This is a genomic window from Paraburkholderia denitrificans (assembly GCF_042655705.1).
GTDB lineage: Bacteria > Pseudomonadota > Gammaproteobacteria > Burkholderiales > Burkholderiaceae > Paraburkholderia > Paraburkholderia denitrificans.
Window position 1 is genome coordinate 647796 of sequence record NZ_JBHSMP010000013.1, and the last position, 25427, is coordinate 673222.

Sequence of the window (25427 nt, forward strand, 5' to 3'; positions counted from 1 at the left end):
CGGGGAGAGGGAAAGGGGGCGTGGCGACGCGCTGCGCATGTCGTTTCGCTTGCCGTGGCCGCGGGTCGTATTACAGTGCTGCGAATAACCGGGCGCGTGGAAAGGGGTAGCATGAGGACGCCATCTAACGCCAGGCTCATCCGTGCCTGAGCGCGAAACGTCTTCCTGACCAAGGGGCCTGCCATGATCCTGTATCACGCCTCTGCCGATTCGTCGGTCATCGAAATATCCGTCGAAGGCAAGATCACCGACCACGAACTGCGCGAAGCCATCGAGCGCATGCGTGGTGATATTGAAGTGAACGGAAAGACCCGTGTCCTCGAACGCATTGAGCATTTCAGCGGTATCGAGCCGAAGGCGCTGTGGACCGATATGACGCTCGGCGTTTCTGTCGCCCGCAAGGTCACGCGCGCTGCCGTGGTGGCCGACGCGAGATGGATTCATGCCTCGATGCATTTGGCGCGGTTCTTTACAAAGGCTGAAATCAAGGCGTTTCACGTCAACGAGCTGGATCAGGCGCGAGCCTGGATCAACGCCTGAATGTAGGTTCCAGCCGTCCTTATCGGGTAGAGGTCGGCACCGAAGATCGCGATCCGCGCATGGAACATTGGATGCCGGCGCTTCGTTCATCGACGTCAGATGTGCCACTCAGGCAAATGCAACCTCTGCAAGGAACGTCGCGAAGTAGTCGTCGTCCAGCCATCCAGAAACATGCTTCGACGCCTCGATGCGCTGGATTTCCTTCTGTCCTTTATCGGTCAGGATGGCAATCTGGTGTGTCGGGAGATACTTCGTACTGGGGGGAGGTTTTTGGTCAATGGTCTGGATCAGACCTTGCGAGCGAAGCGATGTGAAAATTGCTGGTCGCTTGTGCCACGGTATTTGTCGATACAAAGCAAGTCGGAGAGCTTCAAGTACAGCGCTATTGCTGAATTCCATGAGCGTCCTTTGGTGATCGGCTGAAACGTCCTGCTGGCTCCGAGCACTTACGGTAGCACATGAAACGGTTCTTTCGATGACACTGACCGGAAACCCTTCGTGTCCGGCGATAAAGACAAGCAAGGCGCGAACTATCAGATGGCTGTTAGAAGCTGGTAGCCGTACTGCCCTTTGCCTGCCGGGCGCGCCTTGAGTTCATTGACGACCGACTCCGCCATCAATGCGATTTCTTCAGGTCGCCTGGTCACGTCAAAGCCACCTTGACGGCTTGCGCAACGATGCCTGCGGCTTCCAGTTCACGAGTAACAATCTCATTGAAACTCAGTGTCGGATTCATTTCGCACAACATGCCGACCTTAATCCAGAAGGCCGCTTGCGCGTTGATCGACCGGCACGACACGGTGCTTGCCTTACGCATCTGATCGTGCAGAACGTCGTCGATATTCACAATGCCCACGTCACCCTCCATATATGAAACGCATATGGAACATATATTATCGCCATCCGACAGGACAAGCGATTTACGACCTTGGACAGGCCGGTTTGCGGATTAGCTACAAAAGGTGAGTTGGCGCGTGTGGGTCGAGCGCGTGCCCCGATTTTCCCAATATATGAGCACCGCATTCACATATTGGAGATCGCGAAAAAACCGTCCTACAATCCAGACCAACCCGCCGGGGCTGTGCCGCTATCGCGCGCAGTCCGACGCAACCGGGACGAAAACCGTCAAGCCGCTCGCCACACACAGGGCGCGGCTTGTCGCACAAGATTCGGAGACATGTCATGTTCGAGCTAGCCAGGCACGCTGTGTCAATCGGGCCGTCCCTGGGCGCTTTCGCGCGCCGTCGCGCGGACTAACTGCGCTTTTCCCGATCCGCTCCCCTCACTTCGCTGATTCGTCGCCAACGCCATGACCAAAGCGATGTCCTCGACACTCGACGCGAGCCTGCCCGTGAACCCTGCACAAAACGCAGCACAAAACGCGGCACAAAACGCGGCACAAAACGCTGCACAAAACGCAGCCCTCGACGCGCCGTCCGCCAAGCCCGCCGCCACAAAGCCACGCGCGGGCGCCGACGAAATCGGCCTGCCCGGCACGCTGCTCGACGATCCGACGCAGCAGGCCGGCACGCAAACGCTCCTGCGCGGCCTCGCGATTCTCGAAGCGGCAGCGGCCGGGGTGCGCGACCTGCGCTCGTTTGGCGCGGTGCTCGGCACGACGCGCAGCACGACGCACCGTCTGGTTTCCAGCCTCGTGCAGGCGCGCTATCTGCGCCAGGTGCACGGCGGCTACCTGTTGGGCCCGAAGCTCATCGAACTCGGCACCATCGCGCTCGAACAGATGCCGCTCACGGCGGTTGCGCGCGTGCACCTTGCGGCCCTCGCCGATGAAACGCTCGACACGATCCACCTCGGCGTGCGCGACGGCGACGATGTGCTCTACATCGACAAAATCCCCGGCCAGCGCGGACTGGAAATGCGCTCGCGTGTCGGCCACCGCATGCCGCTCGCGTCGACGGGCATCGGCAAGGCCATGATGCTGGATCTCACGCCGCCGTCATGGCGCGAACTCTTCGACGCGTCGCGCCGCGCGCTCGCGGGCGTGAGCTTTCGTCCCGATCACAACCTCGATGCCGATACGTTCGTGAAGCGCATGACGAACTATGCGGCGGGCGGCTACACGTTCGATCTGGAAGAAAACGAAATTTCGATTCGCTGCGTGGCGGCGCCGGTGCGCGACGCTTCGGGTGCGATCGTCGCCGCGCTCTCGGTGGCGAGCACGATTCCATACATGCCGCACGAGCGCATGGAGGAACTGATTTCGGTCGTGCAACGCACGGCGCGCGCGATTTCGCAGGAACTCGGCTGGCGCGCGCCGCAACCGGCTGCGCGCAGGATCCGCCGATGAAGGCTCACGAGAAGGCTCAGCCCGGCAAGCAAGGCGCGCAGGGTGCCGACGTCGCGGACGTCGCCGAGGCCGCCAGGCGCGCGGCACTGCTCGCGCTCGACTGGGGTACGACCTCGCTGCGCGCGTATCTGCTCGACGCGTCGGGTGAAGTGCTCGCGACGCGCATCTCGACCGCCGGAGTCATGAATCTGCCGGTGCCCGCGGAAGAAGGCGGCTTCGATGCCGCGTTCGACGAAGCGTGCGGCGTCTGGCTCGAACACGCGCCCACGCTGCCCGTGATCGCCGCGGGCATGGTGGGCAGCGCGCAGGGCTGGGTGCAGGCGCCCTACGTCGAGACGCCGGCGAGCATGGATGCGCTGGTGGCGGGCATTGTCCGCGTGCAAACGGCGCAGGGCGCTTCGCTTTGCGTCGTGCCCGGCGTGCTGGAGCCGGGCGCGCTGCCGAATGTCATGCGTGGCGAGGAAACGCAGGTATTCGGCGCACTGCGCGGAGCACTGCATGGTGCCCCGCGCGGTACGCGGCATGGCACGCAGTCCGCGCTGATCGGCCTGCCCGGCACGCACGCGAAATGGGTGGTGGTGGAGGGCGGCCGTATCGCGCGCTTCTATACGTTCATGACCGGCGAGATCTATGCGGCGCTCACGGCGCACACGATCCTCGGCCGCACGATGAAGCGGCCCGCCGAGCCGGATACGCACGCGTTCCTGCGCGGCGTGACCGTGGCGCGCGAGCACGGTTGCGAGGGGCTGCTCGCGACGGCGTTCAGCGCGCGCACGCTCGGACTCACGGGGCAACTGGCCGCCGACGAGCAGCCCGACTATCTCTCGGGCGTCGTGATCGGCCACGAACTCGCCGGACTCGAAGTGGCGCTCGCTCGCCGCGACGTGACGCTCGCGCAGTGCGCGCCGCAATTGATCGGCAGCGATTCGCTTTGCGAGCGTTATCGGCTCGCGCTCGAACAGTTCGGCTGCATGCGCGCGCATATCGTGCATCACGCAACCGAGCGCGGGCTATGGCACATCGCGATGCAGGCGGGCCTGGTCGGACCGCGCTAAGTACGCACGCCACGTCGCATAAGTTGCGTACGCATCGAATGGAATCGGAACCCGAAACGGAAAGCGAAATACAGGACCACGACATGGAAACCGAGTTGAACCTGCCCGCTCCCTACACGCCGCATGCGGGCTTCGTCGCCGCATTCGGCGCGTGCCGGATGATCGCGATCATGCGCGGCATCAGGCCCGCCGAAGCCGCCGATCATGGCCGCGCGCTCTACGAGGCGGGGTTCCGGCTTATCGAAGTGCCGCTCAATTCGCCCGATCCGCTCGACAGCATCGCGGCGCTGCGCGCGGCGTTGCCCGCCGACGCGCTGATTGGCGCAGGCACGGTGCTCACGCCCGAGCGCGTGCGCGACGTGAAGGCCGCGGGCGGCGAACTGATCGTGATGCCGCACGCCGATGTCGATGTCGTGCTGGCGGCGAAGCTGCAGGGTCTTGCGTGCGTGCCCGGCGTCGCGACGCCGACCGAGGCGTTCGCCGCACTGAAGCACGGCGCGGACGCGCTCAAGATGTTCCCCGCCGAGCAACTCGGCCCCGCCGTGACGAAGGCCTGGCGCGCGGTGATTCCGCATGCCGTGCCGCTGTTGCCGGTGGGCGGCGTGAAGCCCGACAACATGGGGCCGCAACTCGCGGCGGGTGCGAGCGGCTTCGGCCTCGGCTCCGCACTGTACCGGCCCGGCCAGGACGTGGGCACGACGCGCGCCAATGCGCAGGCGTTTATCGCGGGCTGGCAGAACGTGCAGCGTGCGCAGGGTACGGACCAGGGAGCGCAGGCGTGAACCGTCTCTCGGGCAAAGTCGCTTTCGTGACCGGCGCCGGGCGCGGCATCGGCGCGGCGATTGCGCACGCGTTCGCTGCCGAGGGCGCGGCGGTCGTGCTCGCGGAACTCGACGGCGAAACGGCGCGGGAGACCGCACGCGAAATCGCGCGTCAGCACGGCGACGCGGTGCAGGTGCTTGCGCACGAAACCGACGTGACGCAGCCCGGCTCGGTGCGTGCGGCGGTGGACGCAGCCGAGCGTGCGTTCGGCCCGATCGATGTGCTCGTGAACAACGCCGGCATCAACGTATTCGCCGATCCGCTCACGATGACCGATGCCGACTGGCGCCGCTGCTTCGCTGTCGATCTCGACGGCGTCTGGAACGGCTGCCGCGCGGTGCTGCCGGGTATGGTCGCGCGCGGCGCGGGCAGCATCGTGAACATCGCTTCGACGCACGCATTCCAGATCATCCCCGGCTGCTTTCCGTATCCGGTTGCGAAGCACGGCGTGCTGGGTCTCACGCGCGCGCTCGGCATCGAATACGCGCCGAAGAACGTGCGCGTGAATGCGATTGCGCCAGGCTACATCGAGACGCAATTGACGCGCGACTGGTGGGACGCTCAGCCCGACCCGCAGGCCGCGCGCCAGGAAACGCTCGCCCTTTCGCCGATGAAGCGCATCGGCCGCCCGGAGGAAGTGGCGATGACGGCGGTGTTCCTCGCGTCGGAGGAGGCGCCTTTCATCAACGCGAGCTGCATCACCATCGACGGAGGGCGCACGGCGCTCTATCACGATTGATGCACGATTGACTCGCGATTGACCGAATCCGCAGGAATCCGCCGAAGCGCTGGCCGCGCGCGACGGCGGGGAGAAGAAAAGAGGCGGCAGAACCTTTCCGTGAACGATAAAGACTGGAGACTGACATCATGCAACGACGCATTTTTCTGACGCTGATGGCCACCGCGGTTGCCGTGAGCGCGGCGCTGGGCGAGGCCCCGCTCGCACAGGCTGCCGACCAGGTGAAGATCGGCTTTCTCGTGAAGCAGCCTGAAGAGCCGTGGTTCCAGGACGAGTGGAAATTCGCCGAAATGGCCGCGAAGGAAAAAGGCTTCACGCTGGTGAAGATCGGTGCGCCGTCGGGCGAGAAGGTTATGAGCGCAATCGACAACCTCGCCGCGCAAAAGGCACAGGGCTTCATCATCTGCACGCCTGACGTGAAGCTCGGGCCTGGCATCGTCGCCAAGGCGAGGGCAGACAAGCTCAAGATGATGACTGTCGACGACCGCCTCGTCGACGGTTCGGGCAAGCCGATCGAGGCCGTGCCGCACATGGGCATCTCGGCCTACAACATCGGCAAGCAGGTGGGCGACGGCATCGTCGCCGAGATCAAGAAGCGCGGCTGGGACATGAAGGACGTCGGCGCAATCGACGTGACGTATGAGCAGCTGCCGACCGCGCACGACCGCACGAGCGGCGCGACCGACGTGCTCCTCGCCGCGGGCTTTCCGAAGGCGAACGTGATTGCCGCGCCCCAGGCGAAGACCGACACGGAAAACGCCTTCAACGCCGCGAACATCGCGCTCACGAAGAACCCGCAGTTCAAGCACTGGGTCGCATACGGCCTGAACGACGAAGCCGTGCTGGGCGCCGTGCGCGCAGCGGAAGGCCGCGGCTTCAAGGCCGACAACATGATCGGCATCGGCATCGGCGGCGCTGATTCGGCGCTCAACGAGTTCAAGAAGCCCCAGCCGACCGGCTTCTTCGGCACCGTGATCATCAGCCCGAAGCGTCACGGCGAAGAGACCTCGGATCTGATGTACACGTGGATCACGCAAGGCAAGGAGCCGCCGAAGCTCACGCTCACGAGCGGCATGCTGGCCACGCGCGACAACGTGAACCAGGTGCGCGAGCAGATGGGTCTCGCGTCGAAGTAACCGCGTGAACCGATGGCCTGAACACAAGGCCTGAACCCAGGGCCTTTACGGCAAGTGCATTGAGCGTTTCCCGCTGCCCATGACCGGTGCGCGTGTTATCGGGTGCGCCGGTCGTGAACCGGCTATAAACCGGCAATAAAGCGGGCGTTTCGAACGAGAGGAAACCGAAGTGTCAGCGACACTGCGATTTGAGAATATCGGCAAGGTATTTCCGGGCGTGCGCGCACTCGACGGCGTGTCGCTCGACGTCAATAAAGGCCAGGTGCACGGCCTCGTGGGCGAGAACGGCGCGGGCAAGTCGACGCTGCTCAAGATTCTCGGCGGCGAATATCAGCCGGATTCGGGCCGCATCCTGATGGACGGCCAGGAAGTGCATTTCGCCCATTCCGCGGCGTCGATTGGCGCGGGCGTTGCCGTGATTCACCAGGAGCTGCAGTACGTGCCGGATCTCACCGTCGCGGAAAACCTGCTGCTCGGCGCGCTGCCCAATGCGCTCGGCTGGGTGAAGCGGCGCGAGGCGCGCAGGTTCGTGGGCGAGCGTCTCGCCGCGATGGGCGTCGATCTCGATCCGGCCGCGAAGCTGCGCAAGCTCTCCATCGCGCAGCGGCAGATGGTGGAAATCTGCAAGGCGCTCTTGCGCAACGCGCGCGTGATCGCACTCGACGAGCCCACGAGTTCGCTCTCGCACCGCGAAACGGAGGTGCTGTTCAAGCTCGTGCGCGAGTTGCGCGCCGATCACCGCGCGCTCATCTACATCTCGCACCGCATGGACGAGATCTACGAGCTGTGCGACGCCTGCACGATCTTCCGCGATGGCCGCAAGGTGGCGTCGCACGAGACGCTCGACGGCCTGAAGCGCGAGACGATCGTCGCGGAAATGGTCGGACGCGAGATCAGCGACATCTACAACTACACGCCGCGCGAGCATGGCGGCGTGCGGCTCGCGGTGCGCGGCGTCGCCGGGCATCCGCTTGCCGGGCCAGCAAGCTTCGAAGTGAAGGCCGGGGAGATCGTCGGCTTTTTCGGGCTCGTCGGCGCCGGGCGCAGCGAACTGATGCAGCTCGTCTACGGCACGCACAAGCGCCGCGCGGGCGAAATCGTGCTCGACGGCAAGACCGTGTGCGTGAAGAGCGCCGCCGATGCGATCCGCCAGGGCATCGTCCTGTGCCCCGAAGACCGCAAGGAGCAGGGCATCGTTGCGCTCGCATCGGTCGCGGAGAATATCAACATCAGTTGCCGCCGCCACTTCCTGCGCGGTGGCATGTTTCTCGATCTCAAGAAGGAAGCCGCGACGGCGGACCGCTTCATCAAGCTTCTAAAGATCAAGACGCCGAACCGCCGCCAGAAAATCCGCTTTCTTTCCGGCGGCAACCAGCAAAAGGTGATCCTGTCGCGCTGGCTCGCGGAGCCGGATCTGAAGGTCGTGATTCTCGACGAGCCGACGCGCGGCATCGACGTCGGCGCGAAGCACGAGATTTACAACGTGATCTATCAGCTCGCTGCGCGCGGTTGCGCGATTGTGATGGTGTCGTCGGAGTTGCCCGAGGTGCTCGGCGTGTCGGACCGCATCGTCGTGATGCGCGAAGGCCGTATTTCTGGCGAGTTGCCGCGCAGCGCGGCGAGCGAACACGCAGTGCTCGATCTGGCGTTGCCGCAGCGCACGCAGGCGCGTGCCGCATGAATGGACGGGGAGGAGTGACTGAAATGCATGCAAGAGAAAACCTGACGGCCGATGCGGCCGATGCGGCTAGGAGCGTCGCGCAATCCGCCGCCGATGCGCTGATCCCGAATGCCAGCGACAAGCAGAAGTGGTGGCAGCAGATCACCGAGTACAGCCTGATCGTGATCTTCGCGATCATGTTCATCACGATGTCGCTCACGGTCGATCACTTCTTCTCGATCGAGAACATGCTCGGCCTCGCGCTGTCGATCTCGCAGATCGGCATGGTCGCCTGCACGATGATGTTCTGTCTCGCGTCGCGCGACTTCGACCTTTCCGTGGGCTCGATTGTCGCGTTCGCGGGCGTGCTCTGCGCGATGGTGCTCAACGCCACGAACAATACGTTCATCGCGATCATCGCGGCGGTGGCGGCGGGCGCGGCCATCGGCTTCGTGAACGGCGCGGTGATCGCCTATCTGCGCATCAACGCGCTGATCACGACGCTCGCCACGATGGAAATCGTGCGCGGCCTCGGCTTCATCGTCTCGCACGGGCAGGCGGTCGGCGTGTCGTCGGATACGTTCATCGCGCTCGGCACGATGGGGTTTTTCGGCGTGTCGCTGCCGATCTGGGTCACGCTCGTCTGCTTCATCGTGTTCGGCGTGATGCTCAACCGCACGGTGTACGGGCGCAATACGCTCGCGATCGGCGGCAATCCGGAGGCGTCGCGTCTCGCCGGTATTCATGTCGAGCGCACGCGCGTGTGGATCTTCCTGATCCAGGGCGCGGTGACCGCGCTCGCAGGCGTGATTCTCGCGTCGCGCATCACCTCGGGCCAGCCGAACGCCGCCGAAGGCTTCGAGTTGAACGTGATTTCCGCGTGCGTGCTGGGCGGCGTCTCGCTGCTCGGCGGCCGCGCGACCATCTCGGGCGTGGTGATCGGCGTGCTCATCATGGGCACGGTCGAGAACGTGATGAATCTGATGAACATCGATGCGTTCTACCAGTACCTCGTCCGCGGCGCGATTCTGCTCGCGGCGGTGCTGCTCGATCAGTTGAAGAATCGCGGTGCGCGTGATTAACCCCACACGATTAACCAATCAGGAGGCCGGACGATGATGCAAGACGCGAACTCCGCCACACGGGACACGCACGAACCCGGCGCGCGCTATCCGAGCCTGGTCGACCGTGTCGTGCTGATTACTGGCGGCGCGACCGGCATCGGCGCGTCGTTCGTCGAACACTTCGTCGCGCAGGGCGCGCGCGTGGGCTTTCTCGATATCGACGCGAGCGCGGGCGTCGCGCTCGCGGATTCGCTTGCGGGCCAGAGTCAAAGCGAGGACCGAAGCGAGGACCGAAGCGAGAACCAAAGCCGGGATCAAACCGTGCGCCACAAGCCGCACTTCGTGACCTGCGATGTCACCGATATCGGCGCGTTGCGCCACGCCGTCGCGAGCATGAAGGCGGCGCTCGGCCCGATCCAGGTGCTCGTGAACAATGCGGCGAACGACCGCCGCGAGGCGCTCGCGGACATCACGCCCAGATCGTTCGACGACGGCATTGCGGTGAACGTGCGCCATCAACTGTTCGCGGCGCAGGCCGTGATCGAGGACATGAAAGCGGCGCGCGCGGGGGCGATCATCAATCTCGGCTCGATCAGCTGGATGCTCAAGAACAGCGAGTTTCCAGTCTACGCGATGAGCAAGTCGGCGGTGCAGGGGCTCACGCGCGGACTCGCGAAGGAACTCGGGCCGTACGGCATCCGCGTGAACACGCTCGTGCCGGGCTGGGTGATGACCGACAAGCAGCGCCGTCTGTGGCTCACCGACGAAGGCCGCGAGCTGATCAGGCGCGGCCAGTGCATCGACGCCGAACTGCTGCCCGCCGATCTCGCGCGCGCGGCGCTTTTCCTCGCGGCCGACGACAGCCGCATGATCACATCGCAGGACATCGTCGTGGACGGAGGCTGGGCATGACGGGCACATCGGAAAACGCATCGGCCACGCTGCTGATCGATGCGCTAGACACACTCGGCGAATGCGCGACATGGTGCGCGCGCACGGGCCGCTTCTACTGGACCGATATCGTGGGCAGGCGCCTGTCGCGCTACGACCCGCGCGACGGTTCGCATCAAACGTGGGACATGCCGGAGCGTCTGGGCTGCTTCGCGCTGTGCGAGGACGAGAATACGCTGCTGCTCGGTCTTGCCAGGCGGCTCGCGTTCTTCGATCTCGTGACGGGCCAGCTCGATCCGGTCGTCGATGTCGAGCCGGGCAAGACGACGCGCGTGAACGATGGCCGCTGCGACCGGCAGGGCCGCTTCGTGTTCGGCACGATGGACGATGTGCGGCCGAGGAAGCCGGTCGGCGGCTTCTATCGGTTCAATCGCGATCTGACGCTCGAACGCCTGCCGCTGCCCGCGCCCGCGATTTCGAACAGCATCGCGTTCAGCCCGGACGGCGCGACGATGTACTACTGCGACACGCCGATGCGGGCGATCCGCGCGTGCGACTACGGCGCCGATGGCAGCATCGCAAACGACCGGTTGTTTGTTGATCTCTCGAAGGAGGCCGGCGTGCCGGACGGCTCGACGGTCGATGCCGACGGCGGCCTCTGGAATGCGCAGTGGGGCGGCGCGTGTGTGGTGCGCTACCGCGCGGACGGCACCGAAAGCACGCGCGTAAAGATTCCCACGGCCCAGCCAAGCTGCGTTACGCTCGGCGGTGCGCGTCTCGACACGCTCTACGTGACGAGCGCGCGCGATGAGCTCGATGCCGAAGCGCTCTCGCACGACACCCACGCCGGCGGCGTGTTCGTCGCGCATGCAGGCCACGCTGGCCTTGCCGAGCCGCTCTTTCTGGGCGCGCGGCAAGGTGGGTGAGCGGGCTGCGTGCGCTATTCAGGTGCGCTATTTAAGTGTGTGGTTCACACGAAGCCGGGGCGCAAACGAACCCGGGAACCCTGAAAGGACGTGGGTTAGCCGTTGCCCTACGGCAACAGTTGCAGTCCATCTCAGACGATCGCAGTCGATCGGTAATCCGCAGTCGGCAGTGCCAGCACAGAAACGCGAATACAAGAAACGCGAACACAAGAAGCGGCCAACCGAGCGAGGACCTGGCGCACCGGCAGGCCACATGTGCGCCGCCTTCGTCGGCGGCACCTTTCATGCCTCTCGAGGAGCATCTTATGAGCGTCGCGAATTCCGCCTTGCGTCAAACTGTTCGTCCGGCCGGCGCGCCGGCCGCCGCGCGCCGAGCGCGGCTTGAAGCTGCTACCCATCCGGTTCTGCCTGGGCCCAGCACGTCGGCCGTCGCCATCGGCGCGGCCGGCTCGGACGATGTGTCCTGCGTGACGCTGGCGAACGCGTATTTAAGGCTCGACGTTGCGCCGCAACTGGGCGGCGGCATCACCCGTTTCGACTGTCGCAGCGAAGGCGTGCTGGAGCCGGTTTTCCGGCGCTGCGATCATGTGAGCGCGCACATGGATCCGAACGAACTCGCCTGCTACCCGCTCGTGCCGTTTTCGAATCGCATCGCGGCGGGGCGCTTTCACTTTGGCGGGCGCGATTTCGAAGTGCCGTGCAACCGTGCGGGCGAGCCGCTGCCGATCCACGGCGACGGCTGGCTCGTGCCGTGGCAGGTCGAGCAGTCCGGGCGCGAGTGCGTGCGGCTCGTGCTCGACCGCAGCAACGGCAAGCCATACGCGTATCGTGCGGCGATTACGTACACGCTGGACGGCACCACGCTTGCGATGACGCTCGAAGTCGAGAACACCGGACGCGACGCGATGCCGTTCGGGCTCGGCGTGCACCCGTTTCTCGCACGCGATGCGAGCACCGAGCTTTCCGCACCCGCGAGCGGCCTGTGGCTATCGGGCGAGGACTGGCTGCCGGTGCGGCATGTCCCGGCGCCGCCCGCGTGGCAATTCGGCGTGGCCTATCCGCTGCCGGACACGCTCGTCAATCACGCGTTCAGCGGCTGGAGCGGACGCGCCGCCGTGGTGTGGGAGCGGCGGCGGCTGTCGCTGTCGATTTCCGCGAACACTAATTACTACGTGCTCTATACGCCGCAGGGCAAGGACTTCTTCTGCTTCGAGCCCGTCGACCATCCGATCAACGCGGTCAATCTCTCGGGCGGCGGCGACGCGCACGGCATGACCGTGCTCGCGCGCGGCGAGCGGCTCGTGCGGCAGTTCAGCTTCACGGTCGAGCGCATGGACGCTCGCGCGGCGGCCACGCCGCATCGCGCGGCAGCGCACGGCCGCACGGGTGCGTCGCGCGGCGGCAAGGCGGCCCGTGCGCGGCAGGAGACGCACTGATCGGCGCCTGATGCACGCTTGATCCGCCGCCTGCTGCGCGGCACGCGGGCCCGAATTGATGGGACGTTTCGCGTGCCGTGCAGCAGGCAGCCAATCTCATGTTGGCGTTCCGCTGCATGGCGTGACGTGGGGTTTCTTTCGGCACGCATCGGCTGCCGATCCGCGGTGCTTGCCACACGCTTGCCGCACGCTTGCGCCACCCACCGGGCGGCTTCTCGCATCACCGCGGCGAAGCACTGGAGCCAAGGCCGGGTAAAATACGCGCCGTTTCGAATCAACGGCTCGCTTCGAGTTACTCAATATGACCGCTTTCACCCAGACCCTCGACGCCGCCTGGAAGCGCACCGGCTCGCTGCTGTGCGTCGGCCTCGACCCCGAGACGACGAAGTTTCCCGCCGCGCTCGCCGGACGCAGCGATGCGATCTTCACGTTCTGCCGCGACATCGTCGACGCGACGGCGGCCTACGCGTGCTCGTTCAAGCCGCAAATCGCGTACTTCGCCGCGCACCGCGCGGAAGACCAGCTCGAAGCGCTGATCGCGCACATCCACGAGAAGCATCCCGGCTTGCCGGTGATCCTCGACGCGAAGCGCGGCGACATCGGCAGCACGGCCGAACAGTACGCGCGCGAGGCGTTCGAGCGCTATGCGGCCGATGCTGTGACGGTGAACCCGTACATGGGTTTCGATTCGATCGAGCCGTATCTCGCGCACGCGGGCAAGGGCGTGATCGTGCTGTGCCGCACCTCGAACCCGGGCGGCTCGGACCTGCAGTTCCTGACGACCGATGGCAAGCCGCTCTACCAGGTCGTGGCGGCGCTGGCCGCGCAGAAGTGGAACGCGAGCGGCCAGCTCGGCCTCGTGGTCGGCGCAACGTTTCCGAAGGAAATCGAAGTGGTGCGCGGGATCGTCGGCGACATGCCGCTGCTGATTCCCGGCATCGGCGCGCAGGGAGGCGACGTCGAAGCGACCGTGCGCGCGGGGCGCAACGCAGCGGGCACGGGCATGCTGATCAACTCGTCGCGCGCGATTCTCTATGCGAGCAAGGGCGACGACTACGCGCAGGCGGCTGCAACAGCCGCGAAGGACACGCGCGACCGTATCAACGCATTCCGCTGAACATACCGGCTCGCGGCGCCTGCACGGCGCCGCGAGCCGCGCCCGTCACGGTCGCCTCGCTAAAACCGGTCCGCCAAAACCGCGGCCCGCTCATCCCTTGCGCGCAGCAGCAGCAGGCTTGCCCAGCAATTCGATGATGGCGCGATGCAGCGGAAACTTTTGCGCGAGCGCGCCCGCATCGGCGATTTCGAATTCGCTGAACTCGAAGCCCGGCGCGACCGTGCAGCCCACCAGCGCAAAAGTCGACGGATCGCAGCAGCGCGCCGCGAACCAGTGGCCCGCGGGCACGACGGCCTGGAACACCGTGCCCGGATGATCGAGCGCGTGACCGAGCTTGCGCGTGGAAAGCACGCCGCGCTCGTCGATCGAGTGGATTTCGAGCGGCGCACCCGCGTAGAAGTGCCAGAGCTCGTCGGAGCGGATGCGGTGCCACGCCGAATAGGCGCCGTCCGAAAGCAAAAAGTAGATCGCGGTCGAGGCCGTGCGCGTGCCCTCGTTCGCGGGCGCGCCGTCGCGGCGCACGAGCTTGTCCGCACGGTAGGTCTCGCTGTAGTAGCCGCCTTCGGGATGCGGTTCGAGCCCGAAGCGGCGGATCAGGTCGTCGACTGCGGTGTTCACGGTAGCCATGGTGGCGGTCTCCTTCCGTATCCCGGCATGCCGTACGCCGGGTTAGCGTTCCTTTTCGTCGAGTAGCGCGAGCAGCCCGCGCAGCGCATGCGCGGCGGCCTGCGCGCGGATCTGTTCGCGATCGCCCTTGAAGGCGAGCGTCTCCACGCTCGTATGCAGCCGGTTGCTCCAGCCGAACGACACCATGCCGACCGGTTTCTCCGGCGTGCCGCCGCCTGGCCCCGCCACGCCCGTGATCGACAGCGAAACCTGTGCCCGGCTGTTGCGCAGCGCGCCTTCGGCCATCGCGCGGGCGACGGGCTCGCTGACTGCGCCGTGCTTCTCGATCAGCTCGGCGGGCACGCCGATCATTTCGCTCTTCGCCAGGTTCGAATACGTGACGAAGCCGCGTTCGAACCAGCCGCTGCTGCCGGAGATGTCGGTGATCGCGGCGGCGACCATGCCGCCCGTGCACGATTCGGCGGTGGCGAGCATCAGACGCCCGTCGCGCAGCTTGTTGCCGACGCGGATGGCGAGTTGGTGAACGACGGAATCGGTAGCCATGGTGCGTTATCCGATGAGCGCCGGGGCGCGGGTTTCAGACCGACATGCGCCAGAGCGCGATGACGAGCAGCGTGAAGAACGCGGCGACGAGGTCGTCGAACATGATGCCAAAACCGCCCTTGAAGCGGCGGTCGAAATAGCGGATGGGCGGCGGCTTCACCATATCGAAGAAGCGGAAGGTGAGGAAAGCCGCGAGTTTCCCGTTGAAATCGACGGGCGTGACCATCAGCATCACGAGCCAGAAGGCGACGATCTCGTCCCAGACGATCGCGGACGGGTCGTCGACCTGCATCTTGCGGGCCGTGAACCCGGTGATTCCGATTCCGGCGACGTAGCCGATGATGATCAGGAGCCCCCAGTCGATCACCGTCAGGTAGCGGCTCAGCACGTCGAACGTCACCCACGCGAACAGCGTGCCGGCCGTGCCCGGCGCGATGCGCGACAGGCCCGAGCCGAAGCCGAGCGAGATGATATGAAACGGATGCGTGAGCATGAACTGCACGTCGGCGCGGCGCGGGAGCGCGGCGGCGGTCGTGCTCGCGTTTGTGCCCGCGTTTGTGCCCGCTGAGGTGCTCGCTGAGGTGCTCGCGCTTGTGCTCGCTGCGGTGCCCGCGGCCGTGCCTGCCGCAGTGCCTGCTGTGGTACCCGCGGTGGCACCCGCGGTGGCACCCGCGGTGGCGCCAGTCATCGCGCCCGCAGCCCGGTCGTCCGGCGCGGCTGGCGGCAGCACGGACCCGGACAGGTTGTCGGCGGGCGTCGGCGTGGGGTCAGTCTGCATGGAAGTGATCGAAGCCTTGCAACGTGAGGTTGAGCGGCGCACCGGATCCGTCGTGCCACGCGATGCCCGGCTTCGCGCGCGCCGGATCGGCCGGGTCGAGGACAGTTATTGTACCGATGCGCGTCGCGCGCACGCCCGCATGTTGCGCGGCAGCCTCGACCGCGCTGCGCGCGCCCGGCGCCGCCGTGAAGCACAGTTCGTAGTCGTCGCCGCCCGCGAGCGCGCACTGGCGCTGGACCGCTTGCGGCAGGCGCGCGAGTGCCGCCGAGCGCGGCAGCGCATCGACATCGATGCGCGCGCACGCGTTCGAGCGCTCGAGAATGTGCAGAAGGTCGCCCGCGAGGCCGTCCGAAACGTCGAGCGCCGCATGCGCCACGCCGCGCAGCGCAAGGCCGAGCGCGATGCGCGGCTCGGGCCGCTCGAGCGCGTGACGGAACGCGGCGGCGTCGGCGGTATCGGTCTGCCATTCGCCGCGCAGCACGCCGAGTCCCGCGCGCGCATCGCCGGGCGTGCCGGAAACCCAGATGTCGTCGCCGGGCTGCGCGGCATCGCGCCGGAGCGCGGCGCCTTGCGGCACCGAGCCGAACACCGTGATGCAAAGATTCAGCGGCCCCGCCGTCGTGTCGCCGCCGATCAGTTCGCAGCCGTAGCGGTCGGCCAGTTCGAAGAGGCCCGCGCTGAAGGCCGTGAGCCAGTCTTCGCGCGGCTTCGGCAATGAAAACGCAAGCGTGAAGCCGAGCGGCGCGGCGCCCATCGCGGCGAGATCGGAGAGATTCACCGCGAGCGCCTTGTGGCCGAGCGCGTGCGGATCGACATCGGGCAGGAAGTGGCGGCCCTCCACGAGCATGTCGGTCGAAATGGCGAGCATTTCGCCGGCGGGCGGCGCGATCAGCGCGCAGTCGTCGCCAATGCCGAGCGCGGCGCGGCGCGTATTCGCGCGCGCGCGCCGGGCGAAGAATCGGTCGATCAGGGAGAACTCTGAAAGCATGTTGAAAGGACTATGGCAAATGGTATGCGGGCTGTCGCAGAGCGCTCGTGCCGCTGCGGCTTTTCAGCGATTCCGGTCGCGGCACCTGTGCCAGAACCGTACATAATGGCAACCAGGCGCGCCGGAGAATGGCGCTACAATGGGTCCGAATCGCCATTCTAATCTGCACTTCATTCGGGCCCGTCATGTCGAATTCCGCCACGACCAAGCTTCGCGAAGCCGCACTCGATTATCACGAGTTTCCCACTCCCGGAAAGATCGAGATCGCGCCAACCAAACAGATGCTCAACCAGCGCGATCTCTCGCTTGCGTACTCGCCCGGCGTGGCGTTCGCGTGCGAGGCGATCGTCGACGATCCGCTGAACGCATCGCGCTTCACCGCACGCAGCAACCTCGTCGGCGTCGTGTCGAACGGCACGGCGGTGCTCGGCCTCGGCAACATCGGGCCGCTCGCCGCGAAGCCGGTGATGGAAGGCAAGGCGGTGCTCTTCAAGAAGTTCGCGGGCATCGACGTGTTCGACATCGAGCTCAACGAGTTGGACCCGCACAAGCTTGTCGAGGTGATCGCCGCGCTCGAACCGACGTTCGGCGGCATCAACCTCGAAGACATCAAGGCGCCCGACTGCTTCATCGTCGAGCGCGAGTGCCGCAAGCGTATGAAGATTCCGGTCTTCCACGACGACCAGCACGGCACCGCCATCGTCGTCGCCGCGGCCGTCACGAACGGCCTGAAGGTTGTCGGCAAGAACATCAAGGAAGTGAAGCTCGTCGCGTCGGGCGCGGGTGCCGCGGCGCTCGCCTGTCTCGACTTGCTCGTCGACCTGGGCCTGCCGCTGGAGAACATCGTCGTCACGGATCTGGCGGGCGTGGTCTACAAGGGCCGCACCGAACTGATGGACCCGGTCAAGGAGCGCTTCGCGCGCGAGACGAACGCGCGCACGCTCGCCGAAGTCATGGCGGACGCGGACATTTTCCTCGGCCTTTCGGCGGGCGGCGTGCTCAAGCCGGAGATGGTCACCCGCATGGCCGCGAAGCCGCTGATCCTCGCGCTCGCGAATCCCACGCCCGAAATCCTCCCTGAACTCGCGCTCGAAGTGCGTCCGGACGCCGTGCTCGCCACCGGCCGCACCGACTATCCGAACCAGGTCAACAACGTGCTGTGCTTCCCGTTCATCTTCCGTGGCGCGCTCGATGCGGGCGCAACGACGGTGACGCGGGAAATGGAAATCGCGGCGGTGAACGCGATCGCCGACCTCGCGCGCCAGGAGCAGAGCGATGTCGTCGCCACGGCGTATGGCATTCAGGACCTGCAATTCGGCCCCGCGTACCTGATTCCGAAGCCGTTCGATCCGCGCCTGATCGTCAAGATCGCACCGGCCGTCGCGAAGGCGGCGATGGACTCGGGTGTCGCGACGCGTCCGATCGAGGACATGGACGCCTACGAGCAGCACCTGCAGCATTTCGTGTATCACAGCGGCACGACCATGAAGCCGATCTTCCAGCTCGCACGGACGGTCGAGCCGGAGAAAAAGCGCATTGTCTTCGCGGAGGGCGAAGAAGAGCGCATCTTGCGCGCAGTGCAGATCGTCGTCGACGAAAAGCTTGCGAAGCCCATTCTGATTGGCCGCCCGGCGGTGATCGAGCAGCGCGCCGCGCGCTACGGCCTGCGGCTGGTCGCGGGCCAGGATTACACGGTCGTCAATACGGATCACGACGAGCGCTACCGCGACTTCTGGCAGAGCTACGCGAAGCTGATGGCGCGCAAGGGCATCACGCCGCAGATGGCGAAACTCGAAATGCGCCGCCGCACCACGCTGATCGGCTCGATGCTCGTGAAGCGGGGCGAGGCCGACGGCATGATCTGCGGCACGATCAGCACGACGCATCGGCACCTGCACTTCATCGACCAGGTGATCGGCAAGAAGGAGGGCTGCAGCGTCTACGGGGCGATGATCGGGCTCGTGCTGCCGAACCGCCAGATCTTCATCGTGGACACGCACGTCAACATCGACCCGACACCGGCCCAGCTCGCCGAGATCACGATCATGGCCGCCGAGGAAGTGCGCCGCTTCGGCATCGAGCCGAATATTGCGCTGTGTTCGCACTCGAACTTCGGTTCGAGCCTCGCGCCGTCGGCGCAGAAGATGCGCGATCTGCTCGAGATCCTGAAGGAGCGCGCGCCCGATCTGCGGGTGGACGGCGAAATGCACGGCGATGTCGCGCTCGACCCGAACATGCGCCACGAGATCCTGCCCGATTCGACCCTCGAAGGCGAAGCGAACCTGCTGATCATGCCGAACATCGACGCGGCGAACATCTCGTACAACCTGCTCAAGACGGCGGCGGGCAACAACATTGCGATTGGCCCGATTCTGCTTGGCGCGGCCAAGCCGGTGCACGTGCTGACGGCTTCGGCCACCGTGCGCCGCATCGTCAACATGGCGGCGCTCGTTGTCGCGGATGTGAACGCCACGCGTTAAGCATCGGTGTCGGCCGGAGCTGCCGGGACTTCTGGAACTGCCGGAGCAATCGCGCCCCGTAAAAGCGGCGTGCCTGAATCAGGCGCGCCGCCCCCACCGTTCCGCGGGGCCTCTGGTCAGGCCTTTGTAAAATCTACTGGTTTCTGCCTTGTGCACAGTCAACGAGCGACCGTCCCGCCCCGGCGAACGTTGCTTCCGGGGTGCTTTAGCGATACCCTTACAATTTTGATGGTCGTCGAACGCAGGAACCGATAAGCAACCGACAAGCGGGAATCTCGTAAATGGCGCGCATGGGGCTGCGAAGGCGGCTGAGAAGCCGGGAATCTGAACTGGAACCCCAGCTGAAACGCAACGCTGCAGGTAAATCCGCTGGGCTAACCCATTGTTTCGACGGCATTCGCCGGGTGGCGGCGGCTGCAGCGCTGGTCGTTGCGGCGACTTTCGCGACGGGCGGATTCGTATCCGCGCAGGCGCGAAGCACGCCTTCCGCAGACGTCGCGGGAGAAGTTGCGGCAGACGTCGGCACGATTGCCGTCAGCCGGTTGCCGTCCGAAGCGGTCAATACGCTCGGACTCATCGCGGCGGGCGGTCCTTATCCGTTCGCCAAAGACGGAGTCGTGTTCGGCAACTTCGAGCGGATGCTGCCGTACCACCGGCGCGGCTATTACCATGAGTACACCGTACCGACGCCTCGCGCGCGCAATCGCGGCGCGCGTCGCATCGTCTGCGGCGGCCCGTTGCGGCAGACCGGCAACTGTTACTACTCCGACGACCATTACGCCAGTTTTAAGCGAATTGTTGAATGACACCGGGAAGAGCGGAATGAGCGAGAACATCTACGCGCACGACCCGCGGGTCGCGAGCGATCCGTTCGCGGCCGGGGAGGGCAACCTGTTCCAGCGAGTCATGCAGATGAAGCACGACGAACAGGGTCAAATGCAGGGACAGACGCAGGATCAGCAGGATCAGGCGCAAGGACAAGCGGCGCCCGCCGAGGGCGCCGCGTCTTCAGCAGACGAGGGAGGCATGAACCTGTTCTCGACGGTCCGGCCGAACATCGTCCAGTCGATCCGCGCGTTTCGCGTGCAGGATCTTCACGACGAGGCGCAGCGCCTCGAGCAGCATTTCCTCTACGCCTACTGCGCGAATGCGAAGAGCAAGCAGGAAGTGCTCGAAACCATCGCCACCTCGTTTCTGTTTCCGAAGCATTTCGGCAAGAACTACGACGGGCTGTACGACTGCCTGACCGATCTCGTTCAGAAGGCGGGCGAGCAACCGGGCTTCGTGGTCGTCCTGGACGGACTGCCGATCGCGCAGAAGTTCGATAAAGACGGGCGCGAGACGCTGCTCGACGTGTTTCGCGAAGCCTCCGAATACTGGGGCGAGCGCAAGGTGCCGTTCCGCGTCTTTTATTCGTTCGCCTGACGTCCAGCTTTAAGCCCGTCGTCGGGGCACTCCGCAGTCCGCAGGAAGAAGCGCATCCTTCACGCGCATGCTCCACGCAGGCCCGCCTTCCGCTAAAGAGACAACGCGGAAACGGCGGGCCTTGTCGTCTTTACCAGCCGCCCCAGCGCGCGGCCAGTGCCGCAAGAACCGCGATACCGGCCGTTTCGGTGCGCAGGACGCGCGGCCCGAGCCCTACCGGAACGAAGCCGTGGCTCTCCGCGGCCGCCTCCTCCGCCGACGAAAATCCGCCTTCCGGCCCCACCAGCACGATCACTTCGCCCTTGGGCGGATCGTGCGGCAGCGACGCGAATGACGCGTTCGCGCGCGGCGAGAGGATCACGCGCAGCTCGCCTTCAGCCGCTGTTTTCGGCATGCCGCCGAGCCAGGTGCCGATTTCGCGCGACGGCGCGACATCGGGGAGACGGTTACGCCCGCATTGTTCGCACGCCGACTGGACGATGCGCTTCCAGTGCAGCTGGCGCCGTTGCGCGCGCTCGCCCGAGAGGCGCACGACGCTGCGCGACGTGGTGAGCGGCACGAAGTTCGTCGCGCCCAGTTCCACGGCCTTCTCGATCAGCCAGTCCATCTTGTCGCTGCCCGCGATGCCCTGGGCGAGCGTGAGCCGGTACGGCGGCTCGGCTTCGACGTCGCGAAACGAATCGACGCGCACCTTCGTGTCGCGGCGTTCCATCTCGACGATTTCGGCGCTGTACTCGCCGCCCTCGCCGTTGAAGAGGACGATCGTGTCGCCAGGCTGCAGACGCAGCACCTGGACGTGTCGTGTGACTTCGTCGGGCAGGACGACGAGATCGCCGGACGGCAGCGGGCTACCGACGAAAAAACGGGGCATAAGACAGGTTCTCATTGCTTCAGTGCAGGTGGCGAGCAAGCGCCCAGCGGTAGCCGTCGAGGTCTTCGACCTGTGCGAAACGGTCTCCCCAGAACTGGTTCTGCGGCTCACTCAGCGATTTCGCGCCGGCTTCGAGGGCCCGCGCGTAAACCGCGTCGACATCGTCGACATATAGATAAAAAGACTGTGGGGCGATCGCCCCCGCGCTCTTCGGCGTGTGCGCCGTCGAGCCGAATGCGCCCTCCGGCGCAAACATCACAATTAACTGGTCGTGGTAGGTCATCTCCACATGCATGACCGCGCCATCGTCTTCCACGCAATCGCGCACGACGAATCCGAACGCCGACTCGAAAAATACCATCGCCGCGCGTGCATCGCGCACCGTCAGATAGGGCGTCAGCCACGGCACGCCTGCGGGGCGGGATGAGGGCATCGAGTATCTCCAGATTTCGCGGTTCGGACGGGTGACGCAGTGCCTGATGGACCGTGAGGGACGGGCGCTCAAGGCACGCAATCGCATAATTTTGCAGAACTGCGGCCGCTATGGATCCAGGAATCGACCTAGTTTTTCGCGAACGGTCCACGGCGTAGCGAAGAGCGCGGCGTGCAGATTCGCATCGTAAAAGCGCAGGCTAACGATTGCGCGTTCTTCAAGACGCGTGCGCAGCGTGGCTGTATCGATGGCAACCGGATCGAGCCGGTCGCTCGCGACGGCCATGAGCCAGAGCGAACCGTAGAGCGGCACGTAGGCCGCGAGCGGGCGCACCACGGCGAACGAGGCGCGCAGACCGTCGAGCAGCGCGCCGATACGCGCTGCATGGTGATACGGCGAGCCGAGATGGAGCGAGATCAGCGCGTCGGCGGTCATCACGCGCTTGAGCGCCGCGTAGAACGTCGTTGTGTAGAGACCGGCGGCGGGCGAATCAGGCGGGGTCAGATCGAATATGATGAGATCGAACTGTTCCTGCGTCTGCTCGACGAACGCCGCGGCGTCGCCGATCACGAGTTCGACGCGCGGATCGTCGAATGCGTCGCCTCGCACCTGCGGCAAGTAGTCGCCGGTCAGCCGCACGACGTCGGCGTCGAGTTCGGCCACGACGATGCGCGCGATGTCAGGATGACGAAGCAGCTGGCGCGCGGCGCCGCCGTCGCCGCCGCCCAGCACAAGCGCCGTGCGCGGCGCCGGATGCGCGAGCGCGGCCGGGTGCGTCATGCATTCGTGGTAGACGAATTCGTCGCCAGCGGACGTCATCGGGCGGCCGTCCAGTGCGAACAGGCAGCCGAGTTGTGGCGTATCCCAGACCTCGATGCGCTGCCAGGCCGAATCCACACAGGCGAGGCGGTGCGCGCCGGGGAAGCCGTAGACGGCGTCGGCGGCGGGGTGGAAGAGGAGCGGGACGTTCACGGATGCGGGCGCGACCGGCCTGACCGGCCGCGCTGTCTAAAAAATGGGCAACGCCGCATTATACGAGGCTAAACGCGCCTGTCGTTCGTTGCGGTGTCACACAGTTCGCGGGCGAGTTCGCGCGTGCGAACTCCGGCACGCGTGCGGCGTACGTGCGCGCGTGCCAAAAGCGCAGGCGCGACGGCGCTTTGCGGGCGAAATCCGCGCGTCGTCACCGCTATTGCGCACGGGCCGAAACCGCGCGGTGCGCGGCTCGACAAGCGCGTATTGGGCCGCGGCCGCGCGGTCCTGGCGCGCACTTCAGTTATCCCCGCATGTATCCCGTCAGGTATCCCGAAAATGCCCTTTTGTGACGCGCGCGTGTCAGGGATAGTCCGCATGTTCTGATAGAATATTTCGCTTTGCAGCCCCTTCCGTTCGCTCTGGCCTTCTTGCGTCTCCCGGCGCCGCACCGTGCGCCGGAGCAGCTATCCCGCCGAGCTTCCGGATCCCCGCGCTGCGGTGCGCGAGCGTCGCGCACGCCGCTTTTTGCACTCGTTCCCCGGACTCGACATGACGACCCCGTCCTCAGCCTCCCCAGCTACCACCCAATTGATGGCCAACGCGATCCGCGCGCTGTCCATGGACGCTGTCCAGCAAGCGAATTCCGGCCACCCCGGTATGCCGATGGGTATGGCGGAGATTGCCGTCGCGCTGTGGTCGCGCCATCTGCGTCACAACCCGTCGAACCCGCACTGGAGCGACCGCGACCGTTTCGTGCTGTCGAACGGCCACGGCTCGATGCTCCTGTACTCGCTGCTGCATCTGACCGGCTACGATCTGCCGATCGGGGAGCTGAAGAACTTCCGTCAACTGCACTCGAAAACGCCGGGTCACCCCGAATACGGCATCACGCCGGGCGTCGAAACGACCACCGGCCCGCTCGGCCAGGGTCTGGCGAATGCGGTCGGCATGGCGCTCGCCGAAGCGCTCCTCGCGGCCGAGTTCAACAAGGCCGACGCGAAGATCGTCGATCACCACACGTATGTGTTCCTGGGCGACGGCTGCCTGATGGAAGGCATCTCGCATGAAGCCTGCTCGCTCGCCGGCACGCTCAAGCTGAACAAGCTGATCGCGCTCTACGACGACAACGGCATCTCGATCGACGGCGACGTCGTGAACTGGTTCCACGACGACACGCCCAAGCGCTTCGAAGCGTACGGCTGGAACGTGATCCCGCACGTGGACGGCCACGACGTCGACGCGGTCGACGCCGCCATCGCGAAGGCGAAGGCAACGGACAAGCCGACGCTCATCTGCTGCAAGACCATCATCGGCAAGGGCGCGCCCACGAAGCAGGGCGGCCACGACGTGCACGGCGCGGCGCTCGGCGCGGAAGAAATCGCGAAGTGGCGCGCGGCGTCGGGCTGGAAGTGGGAGCCGTTCGCACTGCCGCAGGAAGTCTATGCCGACTGGGACGCCAAGGCTACCGGCGCGAAGTTCGAAGGCGCGTGGAACGACGCATTCGCGCAGTACGAGGCGAAGTACCCGGTCGAAGCCGCTGAATTCGTGCGCCGCATGGCCGGCAAGCTGCCCGCCGACTGGGCGCAGAAGGCCGCCGCGATCGTCGCGGGCGCCGACTCGCGCCAGGAAACCGTTGCGACCCGCAAGGCGTCGCAGCAGGCGATCGAGGCGATCGCCGCCGTTATGCCGGAGCTGCTTGGCGGCTCGGCCGACCTGACCGGTTCGAACCTCACCAACTGGAAGGCCTCGAAGCCCGTGCGCGCGGGTGAGGGCGGCATCAAGTGGGGCAATCACGTCAACTACGGCGTGCGCGAGTTCGGCATGAGCGCCGCGCTCAACGGCATCACGCTGCACGGCGGCTACAAGGCGTTCGGCGGCACGTTCCTCACGTTCTCCGACTACAGCCGCAACGCGCTGCGCGTGGCCGCGCTGATGAAGTGCCCGTCGATCTTCGTGTTCACGCACGACTCGATCGGCCTCGGCGAAGACGGCCCGACGCACCAGTCGATCGAGCACGTCGCGAGCCTGCGCCTGATCCCGAACATGACGCTCTGGCGTCCCGCCGATACGGTCGAAACCGCGGTGGCCTGGACCCAGTCGATCGAGCATCATGGCCCGTCGTGCCTCGTGTTGAGCCGCCAGAACCTGCCGTACAGCGAGCGCTCCGATGCGCAGATCGCGAGCATCGCCAGGGGCGGCTACGTGCTGCGCGACTGGAACGACGACATCCCTGGCCGCAAGATCATCCTGATCGCGACGGGTTCGGAAGTCGAACTGGCGCTGAAGGCGGTCGAGCCGCTGCAGCGCGAGGGCATCGGCGCCCGCGTGGTCTCGATGCCGTCGACCAACGTGTTCGACAAGCAGGACGCAGAGTATCGCGAGCATGTGCTGCCGAAGGGCGTGCGTTGCGTCGCGATCGAAGCGGGCGTGACGGACTTCTGGCGCAAGTACGTCGGCCTGGAAGGCGGCGTTGTCGGTATCGACACGTTCGGCGAGTCGGCTCCGGCGGGTGTACTGTTCAAGCACTTTGGTTTCACGGTCGAGCACGTGGTCGCCACGGCGAAGGCCGCGCTCGATTACTGAGCATGCTTTAAGGGCCCGCGTCAGCGCGGG

General features: G+C 65.7%; 24 protein-coding genes and 1 pseudogene. 16 read left to right on the forward strand and 9 right to left on the reverse strand.

Annotated features, from left to right (window positions below; all coding sequences use genetic code 11):
- Positions 1-183 precede the first annotated feature (183 nt).
- A complete protein-coding gene (locus ACFPTO_RS12470; protein WP_377711642.1) occupies positions 184-540 on the forward strand; it encodes a SpoIIAA family protein in 357 nt (118 codons plus the stop codon).
- A gap of 108 nt (positions 541-648) precedes the next feature.
- On the opposite strand, the gene ACFPTO_RS12475 is transcribed toward ACFPTO_RS12470, so the two are convergent.
- Positions 649-939 carry a hypothetical protein gene (locus ACFPTO_RS12475; protein ID WP_377711643.1) on the reverse strand — a complete coding sequence of 97 codons (291 nt, stop codon included), beginning with the start codon at positions 937-939 and terminating at the stop codon, positions 649-651.
- Between the two features lie 244 nt (positions 940-1183).
- Positions 1184-1396: a ParD-like family protein gene (locus ACFPTO_RS12480; RefSeq protein ID WP_377711644.1), complete on the reverse strand. Its 213-nt coding sequence runs from the start codon at positions 1394-1396 to the stop codon at positions 1184-1186.
- 465 nt (positions 1397-1861) lie between these two features.
- Here ACFPTO_RS12480 and ACFPTO_RS12485 point away from each other — a divergent pair, with 465 nt between their 5' ends.
- The 11 genes from ACFPTO_RS12485 to pyrF all read left to right on the forward strand — a co-directional run bounded on the left by ACFPTO_RS12485 (position 1862) and on the right by pyrF (position 13694).
- Positions 1862-2848 carry an IclR family transcriptional regulator gene (locus tag ACFPTO_RS12485; protein ID WP_377711645.1) on the forward strand — a complete coding sequence of 329 codons (987 nt, stop codon included), beginning with the start codon at positions 1862-1864 and terminating at the stop codon, positions 2846-2848.
- Positions 2845-3903 (forward strand): 2-dehydro-3-deoxygalactonokinase, encoded by a 1059-nt coding sequence (locus ACFPTO_RS12490; protein ID WP_377711646.1) that lies wholly within the window; start codon positions 2845-2847, stop codon positions 3901-3903. Before ACFPTO_RS12485 ends, ACFPTO_RS12490 begins: the two co-directional genes overlap by 4 nt.
- Before the next feature lie 83 nt (positions 3904-3986).
- Positions 3987-4685 (forward strand): 2-dehydro-3-deoxy-6-phosphogalactonate aldolase, encoded by a 699-nt coding sequence (locus tag ACFPTO_RS12495; RefSeq protein WP_377711647.1) that lies wholly within the window; start codon positions 3987-3989, stop codon positions 4683-4685.
- Positions 4682-5464 (forward strand): SDR family oxidoreductase, encoded by a 783-nt coding sequence (locus ACFPTO_RS12500; RefSeq protein ID WP_377711648.1) that lies wholly within the window; start codon positions 4682-4684, stop codon positions 5462-5464. Before ACFPTO_RS12495 ends, ACFPTO_RS12500 begins: the two co-directional genes overlap by 4 nt.
- Before the next feature lie 128 nt (positions 5465-5592).
- Complete coding sequence (locus ACFPTO_RS12505) at positions 5593-6600, forward strand: arabinose ABC transporter substrate-binding protein (RefSeq protein ID WP_377711649.1); 1008 nt, start codon at positions 5593-5595, stop codon at positions 6598-6600.
- Between the two features lie 169 nt (positions 6601-6769).
- Positions 6770-8281, forward strand: a complete 1512-nt coding sequence (gene araG, locus ACFPTO_RS12510; protein WP_377711650.1) for an L-arabinose ABC transporter ATP-binding protein AraG — start codon at positions 6770-6772, stop codon at positions 8279-8281.
- Positions 8282-8304: 23 nt separating this feature from the next.
- A complete protein-coding gene (gene araH, locus ACFPTO_RS12515; RefSeq protein WP_377711651.1) occupies positions 8305-9342 on the forward strand; it encodes an L-arabinose ABC transporter permease AraH in 1038 nt (345 codons plus the stop codon).
- 33 nt (positions 9343-9375) lie between these two features.
- Positions 9376-10236, forward strand: a complete 861-nt coding sequence (locus tag ACFPTO_RS12520) for an SDR family NAD(P)-dependent oxidoreductase (protein ID WP_377711652.1) — start codon at positions 9376-9378, stop codon at positions 10234-10236.
- A complete protein-coding gene (locus ACFPTO_RS12525; protein ID WP_377711653.1) occupies positions 10233-11141 on the forward strand; it encodes an SMP-30/gluconolactonase/LRE family protein in 909 nt (302 codons plus the stop codon). Before ACFPTO_RS12520 ends, ACFPTO_RS12525 begins: the two co-directional genes overlap by 4 nt.
- A gap of 305 nt (positions 11142-11446) precedes the next feature.
- Complete coding sequence (locus tag ACFPTO_RS12530) at positions 11447-12577, forward strand: aldose 1-epimerase (RefSeq protein WP_377711654.1); 1131 nt, start codon at positions 11447-11449, stop codon at positions 12575-12577.
- Between the two features lie 301 nt (positions 12578-12878).
- Complete coding sequence (gene pyrF / locus ACFPTO_RS12535; protein ID WP_377711655.1) at positions 12879-13694, forward strand: orotidine-5'-phosphate decarboxylase; 816 nt, start codon at positions 12879-12881, stop codon at positions 13692-13694.
- 90 nt (positions 13695-13784) lie between these two features.
- Here pyrF and ACFPTO_RS12540 read toward each other — a convergent pair whose 3' ends face one another.
- Genes ACFPTO_RS12540 through thiL form a run of 4 tightly spaced genes read right to left on the reverse strand, consistent with a single transcriptional unit; the run spans position 13785 to position 16630 of the window.
- Positions 13785-14321 (reverse strand): cupin domain-containing protein, encoded by a 537-nt coding sequence (locus tag ACFPTO_RS12540; RefSeq protein ID WP_377711656.1) that lies wholly within the window; start codon positions 14319-14321, stop codon positions 13785-13787.
- A gap of 42 nt (positions 14322-14363) precedes the next feature.
- Entirely contained in the window at positions 14364-14864 is a 501-nt protein-coding gene (locus tag ACFPTO_RS12545; protein ID WP_377711657.1) for a CinA family protein, read from the reverse strand.
- A 34-nt stretch (positions 14865-14898) separates the two neighbouring features.
- Complete coding sequence (locus tag ACFPTO_RS12550) at positions 14899-15642, reverse strand: phosphatidylglycerophosphatase A family protein (RefSeq protein ID WP_377711658.1); 744 nt, start codon at positions 15640-15642, stop codon at positions 14899-14901.
- A complete protein-coding gene (thiL, locus tag ACFPTO_RS12555) occupies positions 15632-16630 on the reverse strand; it encodes a thiamine-phosphate kinase (protein WP_377711659.1) in 999 nt (332 codons plus the stop codon). Before thiL ends, ACFPTO_RS12550 begins: the two co-directional genes overlap by 11 nt.
- A 185-nt stretch (positions 16631-16815) precedes the next feature.
- On the opposite strand from thiL, the gene ACFPTO_RS12560 reads away from it, so the two are divergent.
- The 3 genes and pseudogenes from ACFPTO_RS12560 (at position 16816) to ACFPTO_RS12570 (ending at position 20535) form a co-directional block, all read left to right on the forward strand.
- Positions 16816-19110 carry an NADP-dependent malic enzyme gene (locus tag ACFPTO_RS12560; RefSeq protein ID WP_377711660.1) on the forward strand — a complete coding sequence of 765 codons (2295 nt, stop codon included), beginning with the start codon at positions 16816-16818 and terminating at the stop codon, positions 19108-19110.
- A gap of 488 nt (positions 19111-19598) precedes the next feature.
- Positions 19599-19916 (forward strand): annotated as a pseudogene (locus ACFPTO_RS12565) (ribonuclease); the annotation flags it as partial.
- A gap of 16 nt (positions 19917-19932) precedes the next feature.
- Positions 19933-20535 carry a barstar family protein gene (locus tag ACFPTO_RS12570; RefSeq protein ID WP_377711661.1) on the forward strand — a complete coding sequence of 201 codons (603 nt, stop codon included), beginning with the start codon at positions 19933-19935 and terminating at the stop codon, positions 20533-20535.
- Between the two features lie 130 nt (positions 20536-20665).
- Here the strand turns inward: ACFPTO_RS12570 and ACFPTO_RS12575 are convergent, their stop codons facing one another.
- From ACFPTO_RS12575 to speE, 3 genes are all read right to left on the reverse strand, one after another.
- Entirely contained in the window at positions 20666-21406 is a 741-nt protein-coding gene (locus ACFPTO_RS12575; protein WP_296652065.1) for a 16S rRNA (uracil(1498)-N(3))-methyltransferase, read from the reverse strand.
- Between the two features lie 19 nt (positions 21407-21425).
- A complete protein-coding gene (locus ACFPTO_RS12580; RefSeq protein WP_293038372.1) occupies positions 21426-21839 on the reverse strand; it encodes a VOC family protein in 414 nt (137 codons plus the stop codon).
- 108 nt (positions 21840-21947) lie between these two features.
- Entirely contained in the window at positions 21948-22811 is an 864-nt protein-coding gene (gene speE, locus ACFPTO_RS12585) for a polyamine aminopropyltransferase (RefSeq protein WP_377711662.1), read from the reverse strand.
- A gap of 552 nt (positions 22812-23363) precedes the next feature.
- Here speE and tkt point away from each other — a divergent pair.
- The gene (gene tkt / locus ACFPTO_RS12590; RefSeq protein WP_377711663.1) at positions 23364-25397 is read left to right on the forward strand and encodes a transketolase; all 2034 of its coding nucleotides are present in this window, start codon (positions 23364-23366) and stop codon (positions 25395-25397) included.
- Positions 25398-25427: the final 30 nt, after the last annotated feature.

Bases quoted from the DNA above. Each gene is read 5' to 3' on its own strand.
- ACFPTO_RS12470 (WP_377711642.1), top strand. From the start codon at position 184: ATGATCCTGTATCACGCCTCTGCCGATTCGTCGGTCATCGAAATATCC.
- ACFPTO_RS12475 (WP_377711643.1), bottom strand. From the start codon at position 939: ATGGAATTCAGCAATAGCGCTGTACTTGAAGCTCTCCGACTTGCTTTG.
- ACFPTO_RS12485 (WP_377711645.1), top strand. From the start codon at position 1,862: ATGTCCTCGACACTCGACGCGAGCCTGCCCGTGAACCCTGCACAAAAC.
- ACFPTO_RS12490 (WP_377711646.1), top strand. From the start codon at position 2,845: ATGAAGGCTCACGAGAAGGCTCAGCCCGGCAAGCAAGGCGCGCAGGGT.
- ACFPTO_RS12495 (WP_377711647.1), top strand. From the start codon at position 3,987: ATGGAAACCGAGTTGAACCTGCCCGCTCCCTACACGCCGCATGCGGGC.
- ACFPTO_RS12505 (WP_377711649.1), top strand. From the start codon at position 5,593: ATGCAACGACGCATTTTTCTGACGCTGATGGCCACCGCGGTTGCCGTG.
- araH (WP_377711651.1), top strand. From the start codon at position 8,305: ATGCATGCAAGAGAAAACCTGACGGCCGATGCGGCCGATGCGGCTAGG.
- ACFPTO_RS12520 (WP_377711652.1), top strand. From the start codon at position 9,376: ATGATGCAAGACGCGAACTCCGCCACACGGGACACGCACGAACCCGGC.
- ACFPTO_RS12525 (WP_377711653.1), top strand. From the start codon at position 10,233: ATGACGGGCACATCGGAAAACGCATCGGCCACGCTGCTGATCGATGCG.
- ACFPTO_RS12530 (WP_377711654.1), top strand. From the start codon at position 11,447: ATGAGCGTCGCGAATTCCGCCTTGCGTCAAACTGTTCGTCCGGCCGGC.
- pyrF (WP_377711655.1), top strand. From the start codon at position 12,879: ATGACCGCTTTCACCCAGACCCTCGACGCCGCCTGGAAGCGCACCGGC.
- ACFPTO_RS12540 (WP_377711656.1), bottom strand. From the start codon at position 14,321: ATGGCTACCGTGAACACCGCAGTCGACGACCTGATCCGCCGCTTCGGG.
- ACFPTO_RS12545 (WP_377711657.1), bottom strand. From the start codon at position 14,864: ATGGCTACCGATTCCGTCGTTCACCAACTCGCCATCCGCGTCGGCAAC.
- ACFPTO_RS12550 (WP_377711658.1), bottom strand. From the start codon at position 15,642: ATGCAGACTGACCCCACGCCGACGCCCGCCGACAACCTGTCCGGGTCC.
- thiL (WP_377711659.1), bottom strand. From the start codon at position 16,630: ATGCTTTCAGAGTTCTCCCTGATCGACCGATTCTTCGCCCGGCGCGCG.
- ACFPTO_RS12560 (WP_377711660.1), top strand. From the start codon at position 16,816: ATGTCGAATTCCGCCACGACCAAGCTTCGCGAAGCCGCACTCGATTAT.
- ACFPTO_RS12570 (WP_377711661.1), top strand. From the start codon at position 19,933: ATGAGCGAGAACATCTACGCGCACGACCCGCGGGTCGCGAGCGATCCG.
- ACFPTO_RS12575 (WP_296652065.1), bottom strand. From the start codon at position 21,406: ATGCCCCGTTTTTTCGTCGGTAGCCCGCTGCCGTCCGGCGATCTCGTC.
- ACFPTO_RS12580 (WP_293038372.1), bottom strand. From the start codon at position 21,839: ATGCCCTCATCCCGCCCCGCAGGCGTGCCGTGGCTGACGCCCTATCTG.
- tkt (WP_377711663.1), top strand. From the start codon at position 23,364: ATGACGACCCCGTCCTCAGCCTCCCCAGCTACCACCCAATTGATGGCC.